The sequence below is a fragment of the Sphingopyxis sp. J-6 genome (assembly GCF_046603995.1).
Lineage (GTDB): Bacteria > Pseudomonadota > Alphaproteobacteria > Sphingomonadales > Sphingomonadaceae > Sphingopyxis.
The window spans coordinates 3,862,539-3,883,133 of the sequence record NZ_CP145810.1 but is presented as its reverse complement, the minus strand read 5'-3'; the positions used below and the strand labels follow the sequence as shown (position 1 = coordinate 3,883,133).

The window sequence follows — 20,595 nt, the reverse complement described above, 5'->3', positions numbered from 1 at the left end:
GCAGAAAGATGGAGCAAAAGCTCCACGGTCTGGAGGGAGACGAAGATGCGTAAGGCTGTTCTGATGGCCGGTGTTGCCATCGCCACCATGAGCGTTTCGCCCGTATGGGCCCAAGCGGCTCCAGCTCCGGCTCCGGCCCCGGCGCCCGCCGCGGACGACAGCACGGCTGCGGAGAGCGGAGGGCTGGTCGATATCGTCGTGACCGCGCAGCGCCGGTCCGAAAACCTGCAGAAGGTTCCGGTCGTGGTGACCGCGGTCGAGCCCGAAGTGCTCGAAGCGCGCAATGTTTCGACGTTGCAGGATCTGCCCAAGCTGACCCCGTCGCTGACCGTCCAGAATCAGGCGAGCAATGTCACGCCCTTCATCCGCGGCGTCGGATCGACCGTCACCGGCGCGGGGCAGGCGGCGAGCGTCGCGACCTATGTCGACGGGGTCTATATCTCGACGCTCACCAGCGCCGCCTTCGACCTCGACAATGTCGAACAGGTGCAGGTGCTCGAAGGGCCGCAGGGCGCACTCTATGGCCGTAACGCGACCGGCGGCGCGATCGTCGTGACGACGAAGACGCCGCGGCCGGGCGACCCGATCTCGGGCCGCTTCCGGGCGGGATATGGGAATTACGACAATCGCGAGGCGTCGGCGATCATCTCGGGCGGGCTCGGCGACATGTTCGCTTTCTCGGTCAACGGATCGATCCGCAAGCGCGACGGCTATATCAGGAATTTGAACGCGCCGGGCGCCGGCGCCACCAACGACGATTTCTATGACCGCGATTCCAAGTCGATCGGCGCGGTTCTGGTCTTCCAGCCGTCCGAACGGTTCAATCTGGTCCTGCGTGCGCAGCATTTCGAATCCGACGACCGGTCGGGGCAGGGCTATCAGGCGGTCGGGCTCGATATCGACGTCGGCGGCACCGGCCTCAACGGGTCGCAGCTCTATTACGCCGGGCTGCTGCAAAGCTTCGGCGTCTCCCCTGCCGACGCGATGGCCGCAGCCGCGAACCTGCGTTTCAGCACCAAGCATGGTGCGACCTATGACAATGAGGCGAACGGATCGACCCGCGGCGTCCTGCGTCCGGGGCCGGCCGGATCGTTCGTGCAGCTCAATACGGAAACCTATTCGGCGAAGGCGACACTCGACCTCGGTTCGGTCGAACTGAGCTCGCTGACCGCTTATCAGACCGCCAAATCGCTGTCCGCGACCGAGGTGCTCTTTGCCGATCCGGACAGCTACCCCGCCGGTTTCGAGGGCGGGTCGGTCGGCTTCACCGGCGATTTCCCGTCGCGGACCTGGCAGCAGGAATTCCAGATCGCGTCGGTCGGCTCGCCGGTCGAATGGATCGCGGGCGTGCTCTATCTCGACGCCGCGGGCGATGTGCTGCTCACCGGCGACCTGCCGCCGCTGTCGGCGCTGACCGCCGACAACCGCTGGCAGAACAAGTCGATCGCCGGCTACGGCCAGATCACGGTGCCGATCACCGACCGGCTCAGCATCACGGCGGGCGGGCGCTATACCGACGAGAAATATATCAGCAACGACTTCATCTCGCTGACCGACCCGCGCAACGTTTTCGGCACGCCGAACCAGGGGCGGCAGGTGCTGAAAGGGTCGAAATTCACCTATACCGGCCGCATCCAGTACGACACCGGCGACCTGCTGCTCTATGCGGGCGTTTCGACCGGTTTCAAGGGCGCGACGCTCTCGAACACCAACCTTCTGAGCCCGGGTGTCACGCCCGAGACGATCACCTCGTTCGAGGGCGGGGCGAAGATCCGCCTGTCGCCCGACGCACGGCTCAATCTCGGCGCGTTCCGCTACGACTATGGCAATATCCATATCGCCTATACCGACTCGGCAAGCGGATCGAATATTCTGGTCAACGGAACCGGCGCCAAGATCACCGGCGCGCAATATGACCTACTCTGGCAGGTGTCGCCGATGTTCACGCTGCGCTCGAACGGGTTGCTGCTCGACACCAGCTACGACCGCGACGTCCAGTCGGCGGGCGGGGCGGGGGTGCTCTTCATCAAGGGCAACCGGCTCGCGGGCGCGCCAAAGTTCGCGATCTCGCTCGGCGCCGATGTCAAATATCCGATCGGCGATGGCGAACTCAAATTGTCGGTCGATGCCTCGCATAACGACGGCTATTATTTCGATGCCGAGAATCTGACCGGCACAGGCGGTGCGACGGCACGCGGCATGCAACTGGTCGATGCCAGCCTGACCTACACCGCGCCGGACGACCGCTGGCTGATCTCGCTGTTCGCGGCGAACATCACCGATGAGAAATATTTCGACAGCGGCCTGCCGATCAGCGGCCTCGTGCGCAACGCGCGCGCAGCGCCGCCGGCGACCTATGGCGTGCGCGTCGGGTTCAACTTCTGATGGCCACGATCGCGCCGCCGCCGACCGACGACGACGCGATCGTCGCACCCGCGACCTACGCCGACCCGGATGCCTATGACCGGCTCTTCGCGCGCCTGCGCGCCGAAGACCCGGTGCACTGGACCGAGCCCGCCGATTATCGCCCCTTCTGGAGCGTCACCAGATTCGCCGACATTCAGGAGGTCGAGCGTCATGCGGCGCAATTCCTCAACGCGCCGCGGATGATGCTGCGGCCGGTGTCGGTCGAGGAACAGGTGCGCAAGCTCACCGGCGGCAGCGCGCTGATGCTGCGCGACATCGTCCATATGGACGGCCGCGACCATATGGTGCACCGCAAGCTGACGCAGGCGTGGTTCATGCCGGGGCGGCTGAAGGCGCTCGAAGAGGATTTACGCGCGCTGGCACGGCATTTCGTCGGCCAGATGGTCGAGCGCGGCGGGAGCTGCGAATTCGTCGACGACGTCGCGGTCTGGTATCCGCTGCGGGTGATCATGCGCATCCTGGGGGTGCCCGCCGAGGACGAGGCGCGGATGCTCGTGCTGACGCGCGACATCTTCGGCCCCGACGATCCCGATATCCGCAAGGGGCCAAAACCCGACCTCGCGACCACGATCAAGGGCTTTACCGACTATTTCGCCGAACTGACCGAAGCGCGGCGCCGCGATCCGTCGGACGACATCGCCACCCTGCTATCGACCGCCGAAGTCGACGGGCAGCCGATCGGCACGCTCGAACTAATGTCCTATTACATCATCATCGCGACCGCGGGGCACGACACGACCAGTTCGACGATCGCGGGCGGGCTGCTCGCGCTGCTTCAGAATTCGGGCGAAATGGCACGGCTGCGGGCCGATCCTGCGATCCTTGCCGCGGGCGGCGTCGACGAAATGGTGCGCTGGGTCACCCCGGTGAAGCATTTCTTCCGCACCGCGGTGGAAGATTACGCGTTGCGCGGGAAGACGATCCGGGCGGGCGACCATCTGATGATGTGCTATCCGTCGGCCAATCGCGACGCCGACGCTTTTCCCGACCCGTTCCGCTTCGACCTGTCGCGGCCGCCGAACCGGCACCTCGGTTTCGGCTATGGCCCGCATCTCTGCCTCGGCCAGCATCTCGCCAAGATGGAAATCCGCATCTTCTTCGAAGAACTGCTGGCGCGTGTCGATGCGATCGAACTTGCGGGCGACCCGGCGTGGGTTGCCTCGAATTTCGTCAGCGGGCTCAAGCGTCTGCCGATCGCATACAAGGCGCGATAAGGGGCTCCGATGATCCGGATGCTGTTCTGCCTGCACCGGCTGCCGTCGCTCAGCCTCGATGAATTCCAGACCTATTGGCTGGAAACGCACGCGCCGCTCGTCGCCCGCCACGCGCCGGCGATCGGGCTCGCGCTCTATCGCCAGCACCACCGGCTGGACGATCCGGTCCTCGGGGCGTTGCTCAAGGGGCGCCGGACCGACGGAGCCTTCGACGGCATCGCCGAACTCGGCTGGAACAGCGAAGCCGATCTGCTCGGCGGCGGGAGCGATCCGGCGCGGCGCGCCGCCAATCGCGAACTGTTCGAGGACGAGCAGCGTTTCATCGACCTTGCCCGTTCGCCGATCTTCTTCACGCGCTCGCACATTGTCGTCGGCGGCTAGGGCTTTCGTACCTCCTGAAAGGCCCGAGTGGAGTAGAGGCCGTTCGTCGGTGCGGTGCCGAACAGCATCGGCGGCGCGCCCGTGCCGCCGCGTGCGTTGAACATGGTGCTGAGATGCACCCCGCCGGTACGGCCGTTCCAGTGCCCGCGCGCCGGCATACCGACCTCGAGATAGCGTCCGCCCATCCCGAGCAGGACATTGCCTAGCCCTTCGAGCTCGACCGTGTGTGTACCGAGCGTTCCAGCGTCGAAGGTCACACGCGCGTCGCGCATCGTCATGCCGTCGAGCGTCACGCCGAAGCTGGCATCCTGCGTCAGCGGCCGCGCGATTTCGCCGCCCTGGATCACGAAGCCGGTGCGGTTGCGTTTGCCCGCAAAGGTGATCGACTCGCTCATGCTGAAAATGAGGTCGGGGCCGAACGAACCGACGAGCCAGAAGAAGGTCGCGAGCGCCGCTTCGGGATCGTCGTGTTTGCGCACCCCCCAGCTATGGTCGCGATGGCCGAAGCCGTCGACGGTCCAGGTCCGCTCGCCGATCCGCATCGTTCCGCGTACGCGCCCGGCGACCTCGGTATGCATCGCGGCAAATTTCTCGCGGAAGCCGCCGGTGAGGCCCGAGAGCGCCCAGGCGTCGTAATGCGGGTGGAGATTTTCGACATGGAGGTCGAGAGCGCAATCGGCATCTTCGGCGACCCAGCGGTTGGTCATGCTATCGAACGTCGCGGTCAGGAAGCCGTCGATCGCGAAGCCGTTCGCAAAGCGGTCGCCCTCGCGCATCTGCACGTCGATCCGCGAACGGTTGTAGCCGATCCCCGGCGCCACGACGCCGAAGGTGCAATTGCCGGTCCCGAGGTTCGGGTGATGGCCGATGCGGATGAAACCGCCGAGGCCCTGTTCGATATCCTGAAAGCAGAGCACGACGCTTTCCTGCCAATGCGCGTCGGGTTCGGGGGGGTGCGGCCATTCGTCCTCGACCGGCAGGATGACGATATCCTCGGCCGCGATCATGCGCCGATCCCCGGCACCAGTGCCGCGAGGCGCTTGCGCGAAGCAGCCCAATAGGTCCGCTCGACATCCTCGAGCTCGGGCGGCAACCGGCTCATCCCCATCGAGGCGAAGACCGCGAGGCGCCACTCGCCGAGCACCTGCGCGAAGTCCCAATCTTCGAGCTTGCCGCGCGCTTGCGCGTAGGAGGCCATCATCTCGTCGGGGGCCGGAATGCCGGCGACCGGCGGCGCAAGCAGCGCGAAATGCGCGATCCCGGCGATCTGATACGCCAGATCGGCCTCGCCGACACCGTGATGCGCCAGCTCCCAGTCGAGCAAGGCGACGACCTGGCCGGCGTCGTCATACATGAAATTCGAGATATTCGCATCGCCGTGCGCGAGTTCGGGGACGCGGTGACGCGGCGCCTGCGCGGTCAGCCAGTCGGCGACCTTCTCCAGCGTGTCGCGGATATCGCGGTAGAAATCGGCCTTCGCGCCGGGTGCGGCAGGCGGGATCGTCCGCCGCAGTTCGACGAGGGTCCAGCCGATCTCGCGATCGAGATAGTGGCCATCGCCGCCGCGCCGGGCAAAATGATCGTCGGCGAGACCTGCCGATGACGTCGCGTGCACCGCCGCAAGCGTTCGCGCGGCTTCGAGCAGCATCCTGTGCCGGTCTGCTGCGCCAACCGCCATATAGGGACCTTCGTTGAAGGGCATCGTGCTGGGGGCGATGCCCTCGATCCGTTCCATGAACAGACCGGGCTTGCCGTTTACCTCGCCTCCGGCATCGAGCCAGAGCGGCCTGGGGACGGGAAGCCCTCGCGCGTACAGCGCTTGCATGATCTCGAACTGCGGCGGCAGCGAATATTGACTGAAGAAGGCGCCGCCCAGATCATAGCGAAACACGAGTCTGCGGACCTGCGTACCGGTACCGGTATCGACGACGGCATCGAACAGGATCGTCCCGCTCGACGCCCCTGCCGAGCGTCGTCCATCGTCGAGCCGGATCGCCGTTATCTTGCCGCCGAGACCCGTTTGCCGTTGCAGGAAATTCTCCAGTCGCAACCCGATTTCGTCATCCTCGCCCTGCTGAGTCGCGCCCGTAATCGCGCGGCTCGCTTCCAGCGCATTGTCGTTATCCATCGGCATCTCCCAAGCCCTCGTCCGTGGCCTCTTTTGAAAAATGCGACGAAAAATAAATTTTGTCAAATTTAGTCGTCGTGGCATATCGCCACGCTTCCGGCGGACGAGGCTCAGGCCGTCCGAAGAGGGGGCACGGGATTTGACCTTTCAGTCCCATGCGGTCAAATGACCGGATGACCGAAGTCATCTCTGCTCCCGTTTCCGGGCGGGCAAGACGCTTGACGAAACGCGGAATCGATACGCGCGAGAAGATCCTCGACGCGACGATCAAATGTATCGTGCGCGCGGGTTTTACGGCAACGACGATCGAGCATGTCATGGTCGAGGCCGGTCTCAGCCGCGGATCGGTTCTGCACCAATTCCCCAATCGGGTGGCGCTGATGGTGGCGACGGCGGAGCGCGCGATGCGGCGCGTAATGGATTCGGCGCGCGTCATGGCCGAGGCGATCGAGGACCCCTTCGAGCGATTGTCCGATTATGCGCGGATTTCATGGGAAACCCATTCGCAGCCCGAAGGGCTGGCGCTGACCGATATCCTGCTTGCCGCGCGCTGGGATGGCGAACTGCTGGCCGGATTGCAGCCGATCACGAGCCGGGTCGAGCAGGAAATCCACGACGAGTTCATCAACCTCGCGAGCGAGGCGGGCTTCACCGATGCCGAGGCGCTCGTCCCGCATGGCTGGCTGCTGATCGCCAGCGTCCGCGGCCTGATCATCGAGCATAGCGTGAACCAGTCGCGCCCGATGATCCTGGCCGCGATCGAACGCATGAAGGAGCGGCACCGGCGGTTTTGCGCCAATCTTGCCGCACGAGACGCGCGATAGGATAAAAATAGTCATCTTTGATTAGTCGAACTTGACTAATTTTAGACAATCTGGTTTCCTGATTGGGAGCCGGCATCAAAAGCCGGCCCCAAAAAGGAGAGTATGATGTCCAAGGGAGTGGCCGCGCGGCTGTGTGCCGGTGTTACCTATATCGCGTTGATGGCTGCCGCACCGGCGATGGCGCAGACCGTGGAAGTCGACGGCGACGATAGCGCCGCGAGCGCGCCTGCCGACAACGCCGGCGAAATCATCGTTACCGCGCAGCGCCGCGAACAGTCTTTGAACTCGGTCCCGATGTCGATCACCGCGATCGGCGGCGACCAGCTCGTCTCGCAGGGCATCAGCACCGTTGCGGATCTCGCCAAGATCGTGCCCGGCCTGACCTTTACCCAGAGCCAGATCGCCACCCCGGTCTATACGATTCGCGGCGTCGGCTTTTACGAATCGACGCTCGCCGCGTCACCGGCGGTCAGCGTCTATGTCGACGAAGTGCCGCTGCCCTTCGCGATCCTGACGCAGGGCGCCGCGCTCGACCTGTCGCGCGTCGAGGTGCTCAAGGGGCCGCAGGGCACGCTCTATGGACAGAATGCCACCGGCGGTGCGATCAACTACATCTCCGCCAAGCCGGGGAATGATTTCGAGGCGGGCGCCGACGCCAGCTTTGGCCGTTTCGGCGCGCTGGAGCTGTCGGGCTTCGTCAGCGCGCCGGTCACCGACACGCTGGGCGTGCGCCTCAGCGCGCGCATCGACGAGGGCGGCGCCTGGCAGCAAAATTATACCCGCGACGACAAGCTCGGCAGCGCCCGCCGCATCGCCGGGCGTGCGCTCGTCGTCTGGAACCCGACCGACACGCTGGAATTCACGCTCAACCTCAATGGCTGGCGCGACAAGTCGGACGTGCAGGCGCCGCAACTGACCGCGCATACGCCCTATAATCCCGCTGGCGCCTATCCCTATGTGCTCGCCACCCCGCTCGCGCCCGAAAATGCCCGCGCCGCCAACTGGTCGGCGTCGACGCCGATGCGCCGCGACGATGATTTCTATCAGGCCTCGCTCCGCACCGACCTCGACCTGTCGGACGACGTCCGTCTGACCTCGATCACCTCGTGGCTCGAATTCAACACCGATGCGACGCAGGATCTCGACGCGACCCAGTGGCGCCAGCTCGACAGCTATACCCCGGGCAGCGTCAAGAGCTTCTTCCAGGAATTGCGCCTCACCGGCACCAGCGGCGACGCGCGCTGGATTCTCGGCGCCAATTATTCGCACGACAAGGCGAGCGAACAGCAGATCCTGTTCACGAACGACCTCAGCAGCAACGTCATCATCCCCGGCCTGCCGATCCTGACCGTGTCGGCGGTTTTCACCAACCAGAAGGTCACGACCTACGCGGGCTATGCGAATGTCGAATATGACCTGACCCCGAACCTCACCGCGCAGGGGGGCATTCGCTACACGCGCAACGAGCGCAGCTTCGATGGCTGCGGCTACGACGGCGACGGCACGACCTATTTGAGCTTCAACGTGCTGACCGAGCTGTTCACCGGCGCCCCGCCGATCACGCCGATCCCGGCCGGTGGCTGCCTGACCTTCAGCCCCGAATTCCAGCCGTCGCTGGTCGTCGACGAACTGAAGCAGGACAATATCTCGTGGCGCGGCGGGTTGACCTATACGTTCGACAATCGCGCGATCCTCTATGCGAACATCTCGCGCGGGTGGAAAGCGGGCGGGTTCCCGACGGTGCCGGCCTCGTCCTTCACCGGCTTCCTGCCCGCGACGCAGGAATCGCTGCTCGCCTATGAGGCCGGATTCAAACTGCCGCTGGCCGACCGCACGCTGCAGTTCAACGCCGCGGGCTTCTATTATGATTATAAAGACAAGCAGGTGCGCGGGCGTATCCTCGACCCGATTTTCGGGCTGCTCGAACGGCTCGTCAACATCCCGACGTCGCACATCTACGGCGTCGAAGCTGCAATCGACTGGCGTCCGGTCGAGGGGCTGACCGCCAATCTGTCGGGCACCTATGTGAAGAGCCGCATCGACGAGTTTACCGGCTATAACGGTACGGGCGTGTTCGCCGACTATGAAGGCTCGGCCTTTCCGTTCACGCCGAAGTGGCAGGCGACCGCCGACGTCCAGTATAAATGGCCGGTCAGCAATCACTGGAATGCGATGATCGGCGCCAACGTCAATTACAACAGCGCGACCAATTCGACCTTCGGCGATCCCGCGATCCTGCGGATCAACGCGCGGACGCTCGTCGATGTCCGCGCGGGTGTCGAGAGCGAGGATGGCAAGCTGCGCGTTCAGCTCTGGGGCCGCAACATCTTCAACGAATATTACTGGAACTCGACCTTCCAGGCCGACACCGCCTGGCGCATGGCCGGCCGCCCCGCGACCTATGGCATCTCGGTCGGCTGGCGTTACTGAGGGAGCTGAAGCCATGCGTTTTGCAGGCAAGACCGCAATCGTCACCGGCGGCGCCTCGGGCATCGGAGCGGCGTTCGTGCGCCGCTTCGTCGCCGAGGGCGGATCGGCGATGATCGCCGAGCTCGACGTCGAGCGCGCCGCCGCGCTCGCGGCCGAACTCGGCGAGCGGGCGGCCTTCGAATTCGTCGACGTCGCCGACGCCGATGCCTTCGCGCCGCTCGCCGACAAGACGGCCCGCCGCTTCGGCGGGATCGACATCCTCTTCAACAATGCGGGGATCGGCAATTTCGGCCTGACCCCCGATATGGACATCGAGCAATGGCGCCGCTGCATCGCGGTCAATCTCGACGCCGTTTTCTATGCCTGCCGCGCCGTCATCCCCCATTTGAAAGCGCGCGGCGGTGGAGCCATCGTCAACACCGCATCGGCCTCGGGCATGGCCGCTGACTATGGTTTCACCGCCTATAATGCCGCGAAGGCGGGGGTGATCAACTACACCCGCTGCCTCGCGATCGACCATGCGCGCGACAACATCCGTGCCAACTCCATCTGTCCGGGGCCCGTCGATACGCCGCTTCTTACCAGCGGCGTCGACGAGATCGAGGGGCTGCGCGCCGAATGGGAGCGGATCGTTCCGGCGGGCCGCTTCGCACGTCCCGAGGAGATTGCTGCCGTCGCGCTGTTCCTCGCGTCGGACGATGCCAGCGGCATGACCGGCGCGACCGTTCCGGTAGATGGCGGGCTGACCGCGCATACGGGCCAGCCCGACCTCCGCGACGTTCTGGGCGCCGCGGGCACAGCGTGAAAGGATAGAGACGATGACTGCCAAAAAACCGAGCTTCGAAGTCTATCGCGCCGCCGACGCACCGCCGTACAGCGAGACGTCGTGCATGGAATATTCGGGTATCACCCCGGTGATCGAGGACGGCATCGTCCGCGCCACCGCCGAGGGGGCCGACGAGGGTAACGAGGTGAAGCTGCTCTTCTCGATGCCGGGGATGAGCCTGACCTACGCGTGGTTCAAGAGCGGCTTTCCATTGCCGCTGCACAGCCACAATGCCGATTGTCTCTATTATATCATCGCGGGTTCGCTGAAGCTCGGCACCGAGGAACTTGGCCCCGGAGACGGCTTCTATGTCGGCACCGACGTCCCCTATACCTACAAGCCGGGCCCGGAGGGCGTCGAAGTGCTCGAATTCCGCACCGCCGATGCGTTCGATATCCGCTTCCGGGGTAATACGGCCGCATTCTGGGACAAGATCGTCGACGGGTTGCGCAAGGAAAAGCCGGGCTGGGCAGGCCAGCGCAAGCCGACCGAACTCGCAGGCAGCAAATGAGCGGTGCGACGATGCGTGCGGCGGTGCGCCGCGGGGCCGCACTAACCGTTGCCGAAGTTCCCGACGTGGTGCCGGAGGCGGGGCAGGTCGTTGCGAGGACGCTTGCGTGCGGCATCTGCGGGTCGGACCTGCACGCGGTCCATCATCTGGAGCATGGTGTCGAGATCGGGCGCCGCTGCGGCGCGCCGGACACGATCGATCCGGCGCAGGATCTGGTGCTGGGGCATGAGTTTTGCGCCGAAATCCTCGACCATGGGCCGGGCACCGAAAAGCGCTTCGCGGCGGGGACGCGGGTCGTCTCGACGCCCTTTGCCTTCGGGCCGCTCGGGGCCGAACTGATCGGCTTTTCGACCCGCTACCGCGGCGCGCTCGCCGAGCGTGTGGTGCTCACCGAGGCGTTGCTGCTGCCGGTGCCGAACGGTCTTCCGTCCGAGATCGCGGCGCTGACCGAACCGCTCTCGGTGGGCACCCATGCCGTCGCGGTCGCCAATCCGGGCCCGGGCAGTGTCGCCATGGTGATCGGCTGCGGCCCGATCGGACTCGCAGTGATCGTCGCCTTGAAGCGCCGCGGCATCGGTCCGATCATCGCCGCCGATTTCTCCCCGGCGCGCCGCGCGCGCGCCGAACGGCTCGGCGCCGACATCGTCGTCGATCCCGCCGCGACCTCGCCGCACGATCATTGGGAGGCGCTCGACGTCCCCGCGACGCTTGCCACCTTCGGCGTGGCGCAATTGTCGGGCCGCTCGATGCGCGACGCGATCGTCTTCGAATGCGTTGGCGTGCCGGGAATGCTGCAGAACCTGCTCGAACAGGCGCCGCCGCTCGCGCATATCGTCGTGGTCGGCGCGTGCATGGAGGACGACCGCATCCTTCCCGTGCTCGGCATCAACAAGCAGATGCGCTTCAGCTTTGTCTGGGCCTATTCGCAGGGCGAGTTCGCCGACACACTGCATGCCTTGGGCGAAGGCGCGATCGACGGGTCGGCGTTCCTGACCGACCGCGTCGGGCTCGGCGAGGCGCCGGCGGCGTTCGAACGGCTCGCCGCGCCGGGCGATCAGGTGAAGATCGTCGTGGAGCCTTGGCGGTGAGCGACGAAGCGGCCCCGGCGATGGCGGGCGGGCAGGCGGCGGTCGTCACCGGCGGTGTCGTGCTGCTCATCGCCGGCTTCATCGCGCTCGGCTTGTTGTTCGGACTGACGCCGCTCTACGCCGGTTTCCTGCTGCTCTGGTACTGGGGCAGCGTCGATATGGTCGAGGGCAAGGCGCTCGCACCGCTGCTCGTCGGCGCGTGCGGCGGCACCGCGACCGCGTGGCTGCTGCAATATGGCGCGGTTCACGGCGGGCCGGCGGGCGTGCTGCCGGTGCTCAGCCTGATCGTCGCCGCGATCTATTGCCAGCTTCGCGGCTGGCTGCCGCTGCTGATCAACCGGCCTTACATGCTCTATCTGACCGTGATGGCGGCGCCCTTGCTGCAGGCGGGCGAGAGCTTTGGCCATGTCATGGCCGCGATCGCCGTCGCGACGCTCTATTTCGGCGGTATCGTTGCGGCCGGACGCGCAATCGTGGCGCGGCGCGTGGCGGCGGCAGCATGACCGGGCTTGCGATCACACAGCCGCTGCACCGCGCCGCGCGCGAAATGCCGGATCGTGTCGCGACCGTCGATGGCGGGCGACAGCGCAACTGGCGTGAGGTCGCCTCGCGAACGCGCCGTATTGCGGCGGTCTTGCAAAGCTTTGGCGTCGCGCCGGGCGATCGCATCGCGCTGCTCGCGCCCAATGGCGAATTGTTCGTCGATTTCCTGTTCGGCAGCCTGTGGGCAGGCGCGGTCGCCTGTCCCGTCAATACGCGCTGGACCGCCGACGAGATAGCCTATGCGCTCGCCGATTGCGGCGCCGAGGTGTTGATCGTCGATCCGGATTTCCGGGTCATGCTGCGGGATATTCGCCGGGCGGCCCCGGCGCTGCGCGAGGTCGTGATGGCCGGACCGGTATTCGAGCAGTTGATCGCCGCTGCTGCCGAACCCGGCGAGCATCTGCGCCACGGCGACGATCTGGCGATGATCCTCTACACCGGCGGCACCACCGGACGGTCGAAGGGGGTGATGCTCTCGCACCGCGCGCTGATGACCTATGCGCTGTGTCTCGCGGGGGCTGGCGACGCGGCGCCGGGCGAATGCATGCTCCACACCGCGCCCTTGTTCCATGTCGGTGCGATCTCGGGCTTCCTCGCCTGTCTGCTCGGCGGCGGGCGGCATGTTTTCCTGCCCGCCTTCGATGCCGAGGCGGTGATGGCGGCGATCTCGGCCCAGCATGTTACCGACCTGTTCCTCGTCCCGACGATGTTGCTGGCGGTGCTCGACCATCCGCGCTTCGGCGAGCATGATCTCACCAGCGTCGAGCGCATCTATTATGGCGCGGCGCCGATGCCGCCCGCGTTGATGGACCGCGCGATCGCCGCGATGCCGCGCGTCGGTTTCGTGCAGGGCTATGGCATGACCGAAACCTCAGGCTCGATTTCGCTGCTGAAGCCCGCCGACCACCGCGACCCTCAGCGGCGGCGCTCGGCCGGGCGCGCTGTGATGGCGATCGAGGCGCGCATCGTCGACCCCGACGATGTCGAGGTGCCGGTCGGCGAGATCGGCGAGATCGTCGCGCGCGGCGAGGCGGTGATGAGCGGATACTGGAACCGCCCGGAAGAAACGGCGGAGGCGTTGCGCGGCGGCTGGATGCACACCGGCGATGTCGGGCGGATGGACGCCGACGGCTATATCCATGTCGTCGACCGGTTGAAGGACATGATCATTACCGGCGGCGAGAATGTCTATTCGGTCGAGGTCGAAGCGGTGCTGGCGAACCATCCGGCGGTGTCGCAATGTGCCGTCGTCGGGCTCCCCGATGCGCGCTGGGGCGAACGCGTGCATGCGGTGATCGTCGCGAATCAGGCACCTCAAGCGGATGCCGACGAGATCATCGCCTATACCCGAACGAAGCTCGCCGCCTATAAGTGCCCGCGCTCGGTCGAGTTCCGCAACGAAATGCCGCTCTCGGCGGCGGGCAAGATCTTGAAGGCCGAGCTGCGCGGCTGAGGTCAGCCCTCGATGATCGACGCCAGCGCGCGGGCGACGCGGCCCAGCGTTTCCGCATGCGACCACATCGGGTGCTGGCGCGACCGGTCGGCAAGTTCGGTTTCGCGGCCCGCCAATATGCCGTTGATCGCGCCGCCCATGAAGACGAGCCGCTGGTTGAGCAGGTCGGGCGGGGCCTGCGGCATCAGGCGCCGGACTTCGTCGAGGCAGCGCTGATAGCCGGAGTTCCACCGCCCCGCGAGAGCGTCCATGAACAGCGCCCGGTTCGACAGTTGCAGGCCGACGATGAAGCGGTTGTAACATTCGCCCCATGGCGGCGGGTCCGGATCGACCGAGGTTTCGACCAATATCTCCATCACCTCGACGATGCTGCGCGGCCCGCCGGCCGCGACGCTGCGATCGAGCGCGGCGTTGCGCCGCTCGTCGATCGCGCGTGCGCCATCGACGATCAGCTCGCGGATCAGCGCTTCCTTGGACCCGAAATAATAGGTGAGCGCGGCGTGGTTCTTCTGCCCCGCCGCCTCGGCGATCTGGCGCACCGTCACCCCGTCGATGCCGCGTTCGGCAAAGAGCTTCAGCGCCACCGCCTTGATATGGGCGGGCGCTTCGGAATGCGCGGTCGAGGGGGCACGGGGCATGCGCGGCATTTGCCATTGACAGCGGCACGCGTCAAATGCATTTATCCAAATGGATAAAGAACGGGAAGAGGATGATGGAGGGAGTCGATCTCCCGGCGCTTCAGCGCTGGATGGACGGGCAGGGCGTCGGCTTCGGGCCGATTTCCGACGCGCGCCTGTTGTCGGGCGGCACCCAGAATATCCTGATGCGCTTTCGCCGCGGCGAGGCGGCCTATGTGCTCCGTCGCCCGCCGCCGGTGCCGCGCGCCAATTCGAACGATACGATGCGGCGCGAGGCGCGCGTGCTCGCCGCGCTCGACGGCACGGCGGTACCGCACCCGCGGCTCGTCGCAGCCTGTCCCGAAGAAAATGTGCTGGGCGTCGCCTTCTACCTGATGGAACCCGTCGAGGGCTTTAACCCGACGCAGGGCCTGCCCGCTCTCCATGCCGGTGACGCAGGCGTCCGTCATCGCATCGGCCTGTCGATGGTCGAGGCGATCGCGGCGCTCGGCGGGCTCGATTATCGCGCGGTCGGGCTCGACGGCTTCGGCAAGCCTGACAATTATCTTGAGCGGCAGGTCGGGCGGTGGAAGGCGCAGCTCGCGAGCTATGCCGATTTCGCCGAATGGCCCGGTCCTGAAGCGATCCCCGGGGTCGAGCGCGTCGCGGACTGGCTCGACGCGCATCGTCCGGCGGATTTCCGCCCCGGCATCATCCATGGCGATTTTCACCTCGCCAATGTCATGGTGCGCCCCGACAGCGGCGATCTCGCGGCGGTGGTCGACTGGGAACTCAGCACCATCGGCGATCCGCTGCTCGACCTCGGCTGGTTGCTTGCGACATGGCCCGAGGGCGACGCGCCGCGCGCGACCGACGTCGCGATCACGCCGTGGGAGGGGTTTGCGACTCCCGACGAACTCGCCCAGCATTATGCCGCGGTCAGCGGCCGCGATCTCGCGGCGCTCGACTGGTATGTCGTGCTCGCCTGTTACAAGCTCGGCATCATCCTCGAGGGCACGCACGCGCGCGCCTGTGCCGGCAAGGCGCCGAAGGAAACCGGCGACCGCCTCCACGCCCATACGCTCGACCTGTTCGACCGCGCGCTCCGCCGCATCAATTGAAGGAAAAGATATGAAGGACGATACCGATTTCACGGGCCGGCGGGTGCTGGTCGTCGGCGGATCGAGCGGCATCGGCAACGGCATCGCGCACGGCTTTCGCGAGCGCGGCGCCGATGTCCATGTCTGGGGCACGCGCGCCGCGGCGGCCGATTATGATCCGGCCGACGGATCGGACCTGAACGGCCTCGGCTACACCAGCGTCGATGCCGGCGATCCCGATGCGATCGAGGCAGCACCGCTGCCCTTCGACGGGCTCGACGTGCTGATCCTCTGTCAGGGCACCGTCGTCTATCGCCGCGGCGAGTTCGAGCGCGAAGGCTGGGACCGCGTGATGGCGGTCAACCTCGACAGCCTGATGCACATATCGCGCAAATTCCGCGCGCAGCTCTCCGATGCGGGCGGTTCGATCGTCATCGTCAGCTCGATCTCGGGGCTCAAGGCGAATATCGGCAACCCCGCCTATGCTGCATCGAAGGCGGGCGCGATCAGCCTGACCAAGACGCTGGGGCAGGCGTTCGCCGCCGATGGCATCCGCGTCAACGGGCTCGCCCCCGGCCTCGTCGATACCAAGCTGACCAAGGTTACCACCCAGAACCCCGAGCGATTGCAAGGCACGCTCGCCCACATCCCGCAGCGGCGGATGGGCACCCCCGGCGACATGGCGGGCGGCGCGATCTTCCTCGCCTCGCCGCTCGCGTCCTATGTCACCGGCCACACGCTCATCGTCGATGGCGGGCTCTCCCTCTAACGAAAGGCTGACTGATGAATTTCGAATATAGCGACAAGGTCGCCGCGCTCCTCGCCCGGATCGAAGCCTTCATGGACGAGCATATCTATCCGAACGAGCAGGCCTATTATGATTTCGTCCACGACCAGGACAACCGCTGGCAGGAATGGCCGGGGATGGAGGCGCTGAAGGACAAGGCGCGCGAACAGGGGCTGTGGAACCTGTTCCTGCCGCACGAATATGGCGCATTCTCGCCGGGTCTCACCAACCTCGAATATGCGCCGCTCGCCGAACTCTTCGGCCGCGTGCCCTGGTCGAGCCAGGTCTTCAACTGCTCGGCGCCCGACACCGGCAATATGGAGGTGCTGGCGAAATTCGGATCGCCCGAACAGCAGGAAAAATGGCTGAAGCCGCTCCTCGCGGGCGAAATCCGCTCGGCCTATGTGATGACCGAGCCGCAGGTCGCCTCGTCCGACGCGACAAACCTCGAACTGTCGATCATCCCCGATGGTGACGATTATGTCATCAACGGCCGCAAATGGTGGATTTCGAACGCGATGCATCCGCGCTGCGACATCTTCATCGTGATGGGCAAGACCGATTTCGACGCGCCGCGTCATGCGCAGCATTCGCAGATCCTCGTTCCGCGCGAGACGCCGGGGGTGACGGTGGTCCGTCATCAGACCGTCTTCGGATCGTATAATTCGCCGGGCGGCGAGTCCGAATTGCGCTTCGACAATGTCCGCGTGCCGAAGGAAAATCTGATTCTCGGCGAAGGCCGCGGGTTCGAGATCGCGCAGGGCCGCCTCGGGCCGGGCCGTATCCATCACTGCATGCGCTCGATCGGGCAGGCGCAGCGCGCGCTCGAACATATGGCGCGCCGCGTCGACAGCCGTGTCGCCTTCGGCAAGAAGCTCGCCGACCAGAGCAGCATCCGGCAGGACGTCGCGAAAAGCTTTTGCGAGGTCGAAATGGCGCGGCTGCTGACGCTGAAGGCGGCCGACGCGATGGACCGCTATGGCAACAAGCAGGCGAAGGATCTGATCGCCGCGATCAAGGTCGTTGCGCCGACGATGGCGCAGACCGTTTCCGACCGCGCGATCCAGGCACATGGCGGCATGGGGGTTAGCGAGGATACGCCGATCGCCTATTTCTTCACGCTCAACCGCTACGTCCGCATCACCGACGGGCCCGAGGAAGTGCATATGTCGCAGCTCGGCAAGCAGAAGATCGCCGAATATGTCGCCGCGAACCGGCGCTGAACGGGACGGGGAGCCACGGCCATGAAAGCCCTTCGCTATTACGGCGCCCACGACATCCGCTACGAGAGCATGGACGATCCGGTGCCGCAGTCTGACCGCGACGCGATCGTCAGGGTCACCGCCTGCGCGATCTGCGGCAGCGATCTTCATATCTATCACGGCCACGGCTTTTCGGAGGATGTCGGCTTTTGCGTCGGGCACGAAGCAGTGGGCGAGGTCGTCGAGACCGGGCGCGGCGTGTCGCGGCTGAAGGTCGGCGACAAGGTGATGATCCCCGCCGCGGTCGGCTGTGGATCGTGCCGCCAATGCCTCGCCGGGGTCGTCAACCTCTGCGAGTTCGGCATGGGCTCCTGCTATGGCCTGTCGGCAAAGCTGCAGGGCTCGCAGGCGGAGGCGGTGCGCGTGCCCGCCGCCGACATCAATGCGGTGCCGATCCCCGACGGCGTGACGGAGGAACAGGCGCTCTTGATGACCGACGCGCTCGCCACCGCATGGTTCGGCGCTCGCAATGCCGATATCGTGCCGGGCAGCAGCGTCGCGGTGATCGGGCTCGGGCCCATCGGCCTGATGGCGGTCGAGAGCGCCTTCGTCATGGGCGCGCACGTCGTCTATGCGATCGACCCGGTCGCCGAGCGGCGCGCGCTGGCCGAGGAAGCGGGCGCCATCGCGCTCCATCCGGGCGAAGCGGTCGAGACGATCCGCGAGGCAACGAAGGGACGCAAGCTCGACTGCGCGATCGAGGTCGTCGGGCGCGACGAGGCGGTCGATCTGGCGCTGCGCCTCGTTCGCGCGCGCGGCACCGTGTCGGTGATCGGGGTACAGCAATCGCGTCGCTATGCCTTCCCGCTCGAACGCTTCTTCGCTGCGGGGCTGACCTTCCGCGCCGGTACCTGTTCGGTCCCCGAGGAACTGCCGACGCTGTTCCCGCTGGTACAGTCGGGGCGGCTGAAACCCGAAAAATATATCAGCCATCGCATGCCGCTGAGCGCGGGCGCCGAAGCCTATAAGCTGTTCGACGGGCGAAGCGCCGGGGCGCTCAAGATGCTCCTGGTGCCCGACTGAAGAACCCGCGCGGGCCCAACGGCTGTGTCCGGCGGCGGGTGAAGGCGATGAAATTTGCGTCCGGGTTCAGCGAGCTGCGGCTACCCCGCCGTCGCGTGCCTCGATGAACACATATTCGTGCTGGCCGTCGTTGAGAATGAGCGCCCGTTTGCCGTCGCGCGTCGCCGCCAGCAGGTCGACGCCGCCGATCCCGGGCGAGATGGTGACCAGCGAAATCGTCCCGTCCTTGTTCGTCTTCGTCGCGACGTCCGACCATATCGAAGTCGCACGGACCGACAGCGTGCCGTTCCTATATTGCACCGACAGGGGGCCGAGTTCGGGATTGGAATATTCGCCGACCCACGCTTTCGATGCGTCCGCACTGACAGGAAGCGTCAGTTCGCTGCGGAATTTGGCGAAGGATTCGGCATTGCGTTTCACGGCGCTGGCGACATTTTCCTTCGCCTCGGGCTTGCCGTCGAAAACAAGTTCGAGCAGCCGGCGCTTCACCTGATTGGCCAGTGTGTAGCCATTCTCCGAGTTGGTCAGGACAACCACGCCGACCCCCGACGCGGGGAGCGCGAACCAGTTGCTCTTGTATCCGAACAGGCTGCCGCCGTGCGAGATGACGGAGACGCCGCTGCTGGCATCATCCTCGAGACCCATGCCATACCATTGGTTCTCGCCGGTCGGCACATAATGGACCCGGCGCGCGAGCAGATTCTGGGCCGAGACCATCCGCTTTCCGCCGGGCAGTTCGCCCTGTTTGAGCTCGTTGAGGACATAGAGCGCCATGTCGTGAGCCGACGACCAAGCGCCTCCTGCAGGGCGATAGGGCACGACGGTGTCGTTGAACTTCATATCGACCAACGCGATCTTGTCGTCGAGGTCGGTGTCATAGGGCTTGGCCCAATTGCCTGCGATCGCCTTCGGATTGCTCATCGTGCTGTCGCGCATGCCGAGCGGGTCGAAAATCCTTTCCTGAATCGCGCGGTCGAACGCCGCGCCGATTTCCATGTCGGGATAAAGGATATGCGCGCCGAGATAGCCCGCCGCGCTCGCCATCAGATTATTATACTGAAACACCTCGCCGAACCCGGACGTCGGCTGGGTCTCGGCAAGCTGCCTGAACGTGTCTTCGGCGCCCGTTTCGGGCCGCGTGTTGAACAGCCACAGCATGTCTTTCCGCGGCAGGCCCGTGCAGGCACAGACGAGATGCTTGACGAGCACCTTGCGCGTCGTCTCTGCATCGCCGAGGCGAAAGCTCGGCATATAGTCGATCACCGGCTTGTCCCAGTCGAGCTTGCCCTGATCCACCAATGTGGAAAGCAGCAGCGTCGCCATGCCTTTCGTGTTCGACGCGATCATGAACAGCGTGTCCTTGTCGACCGGCGCGCCGGTCTCGATATCCTTCACGCCGATCCCGCGCTCATAGACGATCTTGCCATCGTCGATCAGCGCGATTCCGGCGCCGGGGATTTTGAGCTCGTCCATCGAGGTGCGGATGAAGGTTTCGAGCTCGGCGATCCGCGCAGTATCGAGCGCATGCGGCTGGCGGCCCGCGAAGCTCTCCTTGGTGTAATTGGCGGGGCGCAGCGTCTCGGCGGCGGTGTTGATCTGCGCGCCCCGCTTGGCGAGGGTTGCGAGGGCGCCGTCGATCGTCACCACGGTCCATGCCGTGCCTGTCCGCGATGCGACGGCCTGGGCAACCGCGTTTTCGGCCGGGGGGACATCGTAGCTGACGACGACGACCTCGTCCCAACCGTCGCGCGCGGGCAGGGTCTGGGACAAATGGACGGGGCGGGCGAAACCGGGCTTGGCCATCGTCCAGGCCGCTGCGGCGGCCTCCGCTCCGCTTTTCGCCTCGGCGACAGGGACGAGCGTGATGACGAGATTGGCTTCGGGCGGAACGAAGCGGACCAGATTGCCCTCGCGCGCGACGCTCCAGCCTTCCGGGGGAACCATCGACGCATCGGATCCCACTGCGATCGATGCCGGGGCA

Annotated in this window: 18 protein-coding genes; 14 read left to right on the top strand and 4 right to left on the bottom strand. The window is 65.6% G+C overall.

Going from position 1 to position 20,595, the window contains the following annotated elements:
* Window positions 1–45 precede the first annotated feature (45 nt).
* The 3 genes from V6U71_RS18525 to V6U71_RS18515 are packed head-to-tail and all read left to right on the top strand — an operon-like array spanning window position 46 to window position 4,022.
* A complete protein-coding gene (locus V6U71_RS18525) occupies window positions 46–2,385 on the top strand; it encodes a TonB-dependent receptor (protein WP_411339817.1) in 2,340 nt (779 codons plus the stop codon).
* Window positions 2,385–3,641 carry a cytochrome P450 gene (locus tag V6U71_RS18520; protein ID WP_411339816.1) on the top strand — a complete coding sequence of 419 codons (1,257 nt, stop codon included), beginning with the start codon at window positions 2,385–2,387 and terminating at the stop codon, window positions 3,639–3,641. The genes V6U71_RS18525 and V6U71_RS18520 overlap by 1 nt, the downstream gene beginning before the upstream one ends.
* A gap of 9 nt (window positions 3,642–3,650) precedes the next feature.
* Window positions 3,651–4,022: an EthD domain-containing protein gene (locus V6U71_RS18515; RefSeq protein ID WP_411339815.1), complete on the top strand. Its 372-nt coding sequence runs from the start codon at window positions 3,651–3,653 to the stop codon at window positions 4,020–4,022.
* On the opposite strand, the gene V6U71_RS18510 is transcribed toward V6U71_RS18515, so the two are convergent.
* On the bottom strand, window positions 4,019–5,029 hold the full coding sequence (locus V6U71_RS18510; RefSeq protein WP_411339814.1) for a DUF7065 domain-containing protein: 1,011 nt from the start codon (window positions 5,027–5,029) through the stop codon (window positions 4,019–4,021). The genes V6U71_RS18515 and V6U71_RS18510 overlap by 4 nt on opposite strands.
* On the bottom strand, window positions 5,026–6,150 hold the full coding sequence (locus tag V6U71_RS18505) for a phosphotransferase family protein (protein WP_411339813.1): 1,125 nt from the start codon (window positions 6,148–6,150) through the stop codon (window positions 5,026–5,028). Before V6U71_RS18505 ends, V6U71_RS18510 begins: the two co-directional genes overlap by 4 nt.
* 218 nt (window positions 6,151–6,368) lie before the next feature.
* Here V6U71_RS18505 and V6U71_RS18500 point away from each other — a divergent pair, with 218 nt between their 5' ends.
* From V6U71_RS18500 to V6U71_RS18470, 7 genes are all read left to right on the top strand, one after another.
* Window positions 6,369–6,974, top strand: coding sequence for a TetR/AcrR family transcriptional regulator (locus tag V6U71_RS18500; RefSeq protein WP_054589271.1), 606 nt, complete (start codon window positions 6,369–6,371; stop codon window positions 6,972–6,974).
* Window positions 6,975–7,079: 105 nt separating this feature from the next.
* A complete protein-coding gene (locus V6U71_RS18495) occupies window positions 7,080–9,404 on the top strand; it encodes a TonB-dependent receptor (RefSeq protein WP_411339812.1) in 2,325 nt (774 codons plus the stop codon).
* 13 nt (window positions 9,405–9,417) lie between these two features.
* Window positions 9,418–10,209: an SDR family NAD(P)-dependent oxidoreductase gene (locus V6U71_RS18490; protein ID WP_411339811.1), complete on the top strand. Its 792-nt coding sequence runs from the start codon at window positions 9,418–9,420 to the stop codon at window positions 10,207–10,209.
* A 13-nt stretch (window positions 10,210–10,222) separates the two neighbouring features.
* Window positions 10,223–10,741 (top strand): cupin domain-containing protein, encoded by a 519-nt coding sequence (locus tag V6U71_RS18485; RefSeq protein WP_411339810.1) that lies wholly within the window; start codon window positions 10,223–10,225, stop codon window positions 10,739–10,741.
* Complete coding sequence (locus V6U71_RS18480) at window positions 10,738–11,829, top strand: zinc-binding dehydrogenase (protein WP_411339809.1); 1,092 nt, start codon at window positions 10,738–10,740, stop codon at window positions 11,827–11,829. The genes V6U71_RS18485 and V6U71_RS18480 overlap by 4 nt, the downstream gene beginning before the upstream one ends.
* Window positions 11,826–12,332 (top strand): hypothetical protein, encoded by a 507-nt coding sequence (locus V6U71_RS18475; RefSeq protein ID WP_411339808.1) that lies wholly within the window; start codon window positions 11,826–11,828, stop codon window positions 12,330–12,332. Before V6U71_RS18480 ends, V6U71_RS18475 begins: the two co-directional genes overlap by 4 nt.
* On the top strand, window positions 12,329–13,825 hold the full coding sequence (locus V6U71_RS18470; RefSeq protein ID WP_411339807.1) for an acyl-CoA synthetase: 1,497 nt from the start codon (window positions 12,329–12,331) through the stop codon (window positions 13,823–13,825). Before V6U71_RS18475 ends, V6U71_RS18470 begins: the two co-directional genes overlap by 4 nt.
* A gap of 2 nt (window positions 13,826–13,827) precedes the next feature.
* On the opposite strand, the gene V6U71_RS18465 is transcribed toward V6U71_RS18470, so the two are convergent.
* On the bottom strand, window positions 13,828–14,463 hold the full coding sequence (locus V6U71_RS18465; protein WP_411339806.1) for a TetR/AcrR family transcriptional regulator: 636 nt from the start codon (window positions 14,461–14,463) through the stop codon (window positions 13,828–13,830).
* 74 nt (window positions 14,464–14,537) lie between these two features.
* Here V6U71_RS18465 and V6U71_RS18460 point away from each other — a divergent pair, with 74 nt between their 5' ends.
* Genes V6U71_RS18460 through V6U71_RS18445 form a run of 4 tightly spaced genes read left to right on the top strand, consistent with a single transcriptional unit; the run spans window position 14,538 to window position 18,614 of the window.
* Complete coding sequence (locus V6U71_RS18460) at window positions 14,538–15,563, top strand: phosphotransferase family protein (protein ID WP_411339805.1); 1,026 nt, start codon at window positions 14,538–14,540, stop codon at window positions 15,561–15,563.
* Between the two features lie 10 nt (window positions 15,564–15,573).
* Entirely contained in the window at window positions 15,574–16,311 is a 738-nt protein-coding gene (locus V6U71_RS18455; RefSeq protein WP_411339804.1) for an SDR family NAD(P)-dependent oxidoreductase, read from the top strand.
* Window positions 16,312–16,325: 14 nt separating this feature from the next.
* On the top strand, window positions 16,326–17,552 hold the full coding sequence (locus V6U71_RS18450; protein WP_411339803.1) for an acyl-CoA dehydrogenase family protein: 1,227 nt from the start codon (window positions 16,326–16,328) through the stop codon (window positions 17,550–17,552).
* A gap of 21 nt (window positions 17,553–17,573) precedes the next feature.
* The gene (locus V6U71_RS18445) at window positions 17,574–18,614 is read left to right on the top strand and encodes an alcohol dehydrogenase family protein (RefSeq protein ID WP_411339802.1); all 1,041 of its coding nucleotides are present in this window, start codon (window positions 17,574–17,576) and stop codon (window positions 18,612–18,614) included.
* A 66-nt stretch (window positions 18,615–18,680) separates the two neighbouring features.
* Here the strand turns inward: V6U71_RS18445 and V6U71_RS18440 are convergent, their stop codons facing one another.
* Window positions 18,681–20,558, bottom strand: a complete 1,878-nt coding sequence (locus V6U71_RS18440) for a serine hydrolase domain-containing protein (RefSeq protein WP_411339801.1) — start codon at window positions 20,556–20,558, stop codon at window positions 18,681–18,683.
* Between the last annotated feature and the right edge of the window lie 37 nt (window positions 20,559–20,595).

Excerpts from the sequence above, each read along its gene's own strand:
- V6U71_RS18525 (WP_411339817.1), top strand. The coding sequence starts at position 46 with ATGCGTAAGGCTGTTCTGATGGCCGGTGTTGCCATCGCCACCATGAGC.
- V6U71_RS18520 (WP_411339816.1), top strand. The coding sequence starts at position 2,385 with ATGGCCACGATCGCGCCGCCGCCGACCGACGACGACGCGATCGTCGCA.
- V6U71_RS18515 (WP_411339815.1), top strand. The coding sequence starts at position 3,651 with ATGATCCGGATGCTGTTCTGCCTGCACCGGCTGCCGTCGCTCAGCCTC.
- V6U71_RS18510 (WP_411339814.1), bottom strand. The coding sequence starts at position 5,029 with ATGATCGCGGCCGAGGATATCGTCATCCTGCCGGTCGAGGACGAATGG.
- V6U71_RS18505 (WP_411339813.1), bottom strand. The coding sequence starts at position 6,150 with ATGGATAACGACAATGCGCTGGAAGCGAGCCGCGCGATTACGGGCGCG.
- V6U71_RS18495 (WP_411339812.1), top strand. The coding sequence starts at position 7,080 with ATGTCCAAGGGAGTGGCCGCGCGGCTGTGTGCCGGTGTTACCTATATC.
- V6U71_RS18490 (WP_411339811.1), top strand. The coding sequence starts at position 9,418 with ATGCGTTTTGCAGGCAAGACCGCAATCGTCACCGGCGGCGCCTCGGGC.
- V6U71_RS18485 (WP_411339810.1), top strand. The coding sequence starts at position 10,223 with ATGACTGCCAAAAAACCGAGCTTCGAAGTCTATCGCGCCGCCGACGCA.
- V6U71_RS18480 (WP_411339809.1), top strand. The coding sequence starts at position 10,738 with ATGAGCGGTGCGACGATGCGTGCGGCGGTGCGCCGCGGGGCCGCACTA.
- V6U71_RS18470 (WP_411339807.1), top strand. The coding sequence starts at position 12,329 with ATGACCGGGCTTGCGATCACACAGCCGCTGCACCGCGCCGCGCGCGAA.
- V6U71_RS18465 (WP_411339806.1), bottom strand. The coding sequence starts at position 14,463 with ATGCCCCGTGCCCCCTCGACCGCGCATTCCGAAGCGCCCGCCCATATC.
- V6U71_RS18460 (WP_411339805.1), top strand. The coding sequence starts at position 14,538 with ATGGAGGGAGTCGATCTCCCGGCGCTTCAGCGCTGGATGGACGGGCAG.
- V6U71_RS18455 (WP_411339804.1), top strand. The coding sequence starts at position 15,574 with ATGAAGGACGATACCGATTTCACGGGCCGGCGGGTGCTGGTCGTCGGC.
- V6U71_RS18450 (WP_411339803.1), top strand. The coding sequence starts at position 16,326 with ATGAATTTCGAATATAGCGACAAGGTCGCCGCGCTCCTCGCCCGGATC.
- V6U71_RS18445 (WP_411339802.1), top strand. The coding sequence starts at position 17,574 with ATGAAAGCCCTTCGCTATTACGGCGCCCACGACATCCGCTACGAGAGC.
- V6U71_RS18440 (WP_411339801.1), bottom strand. The coding sequence starts at position 20,558 with ATGGTTCCCCCGGAAGGCTGGAGCGTCGCGCGCGAGGGCAATCTGGTC.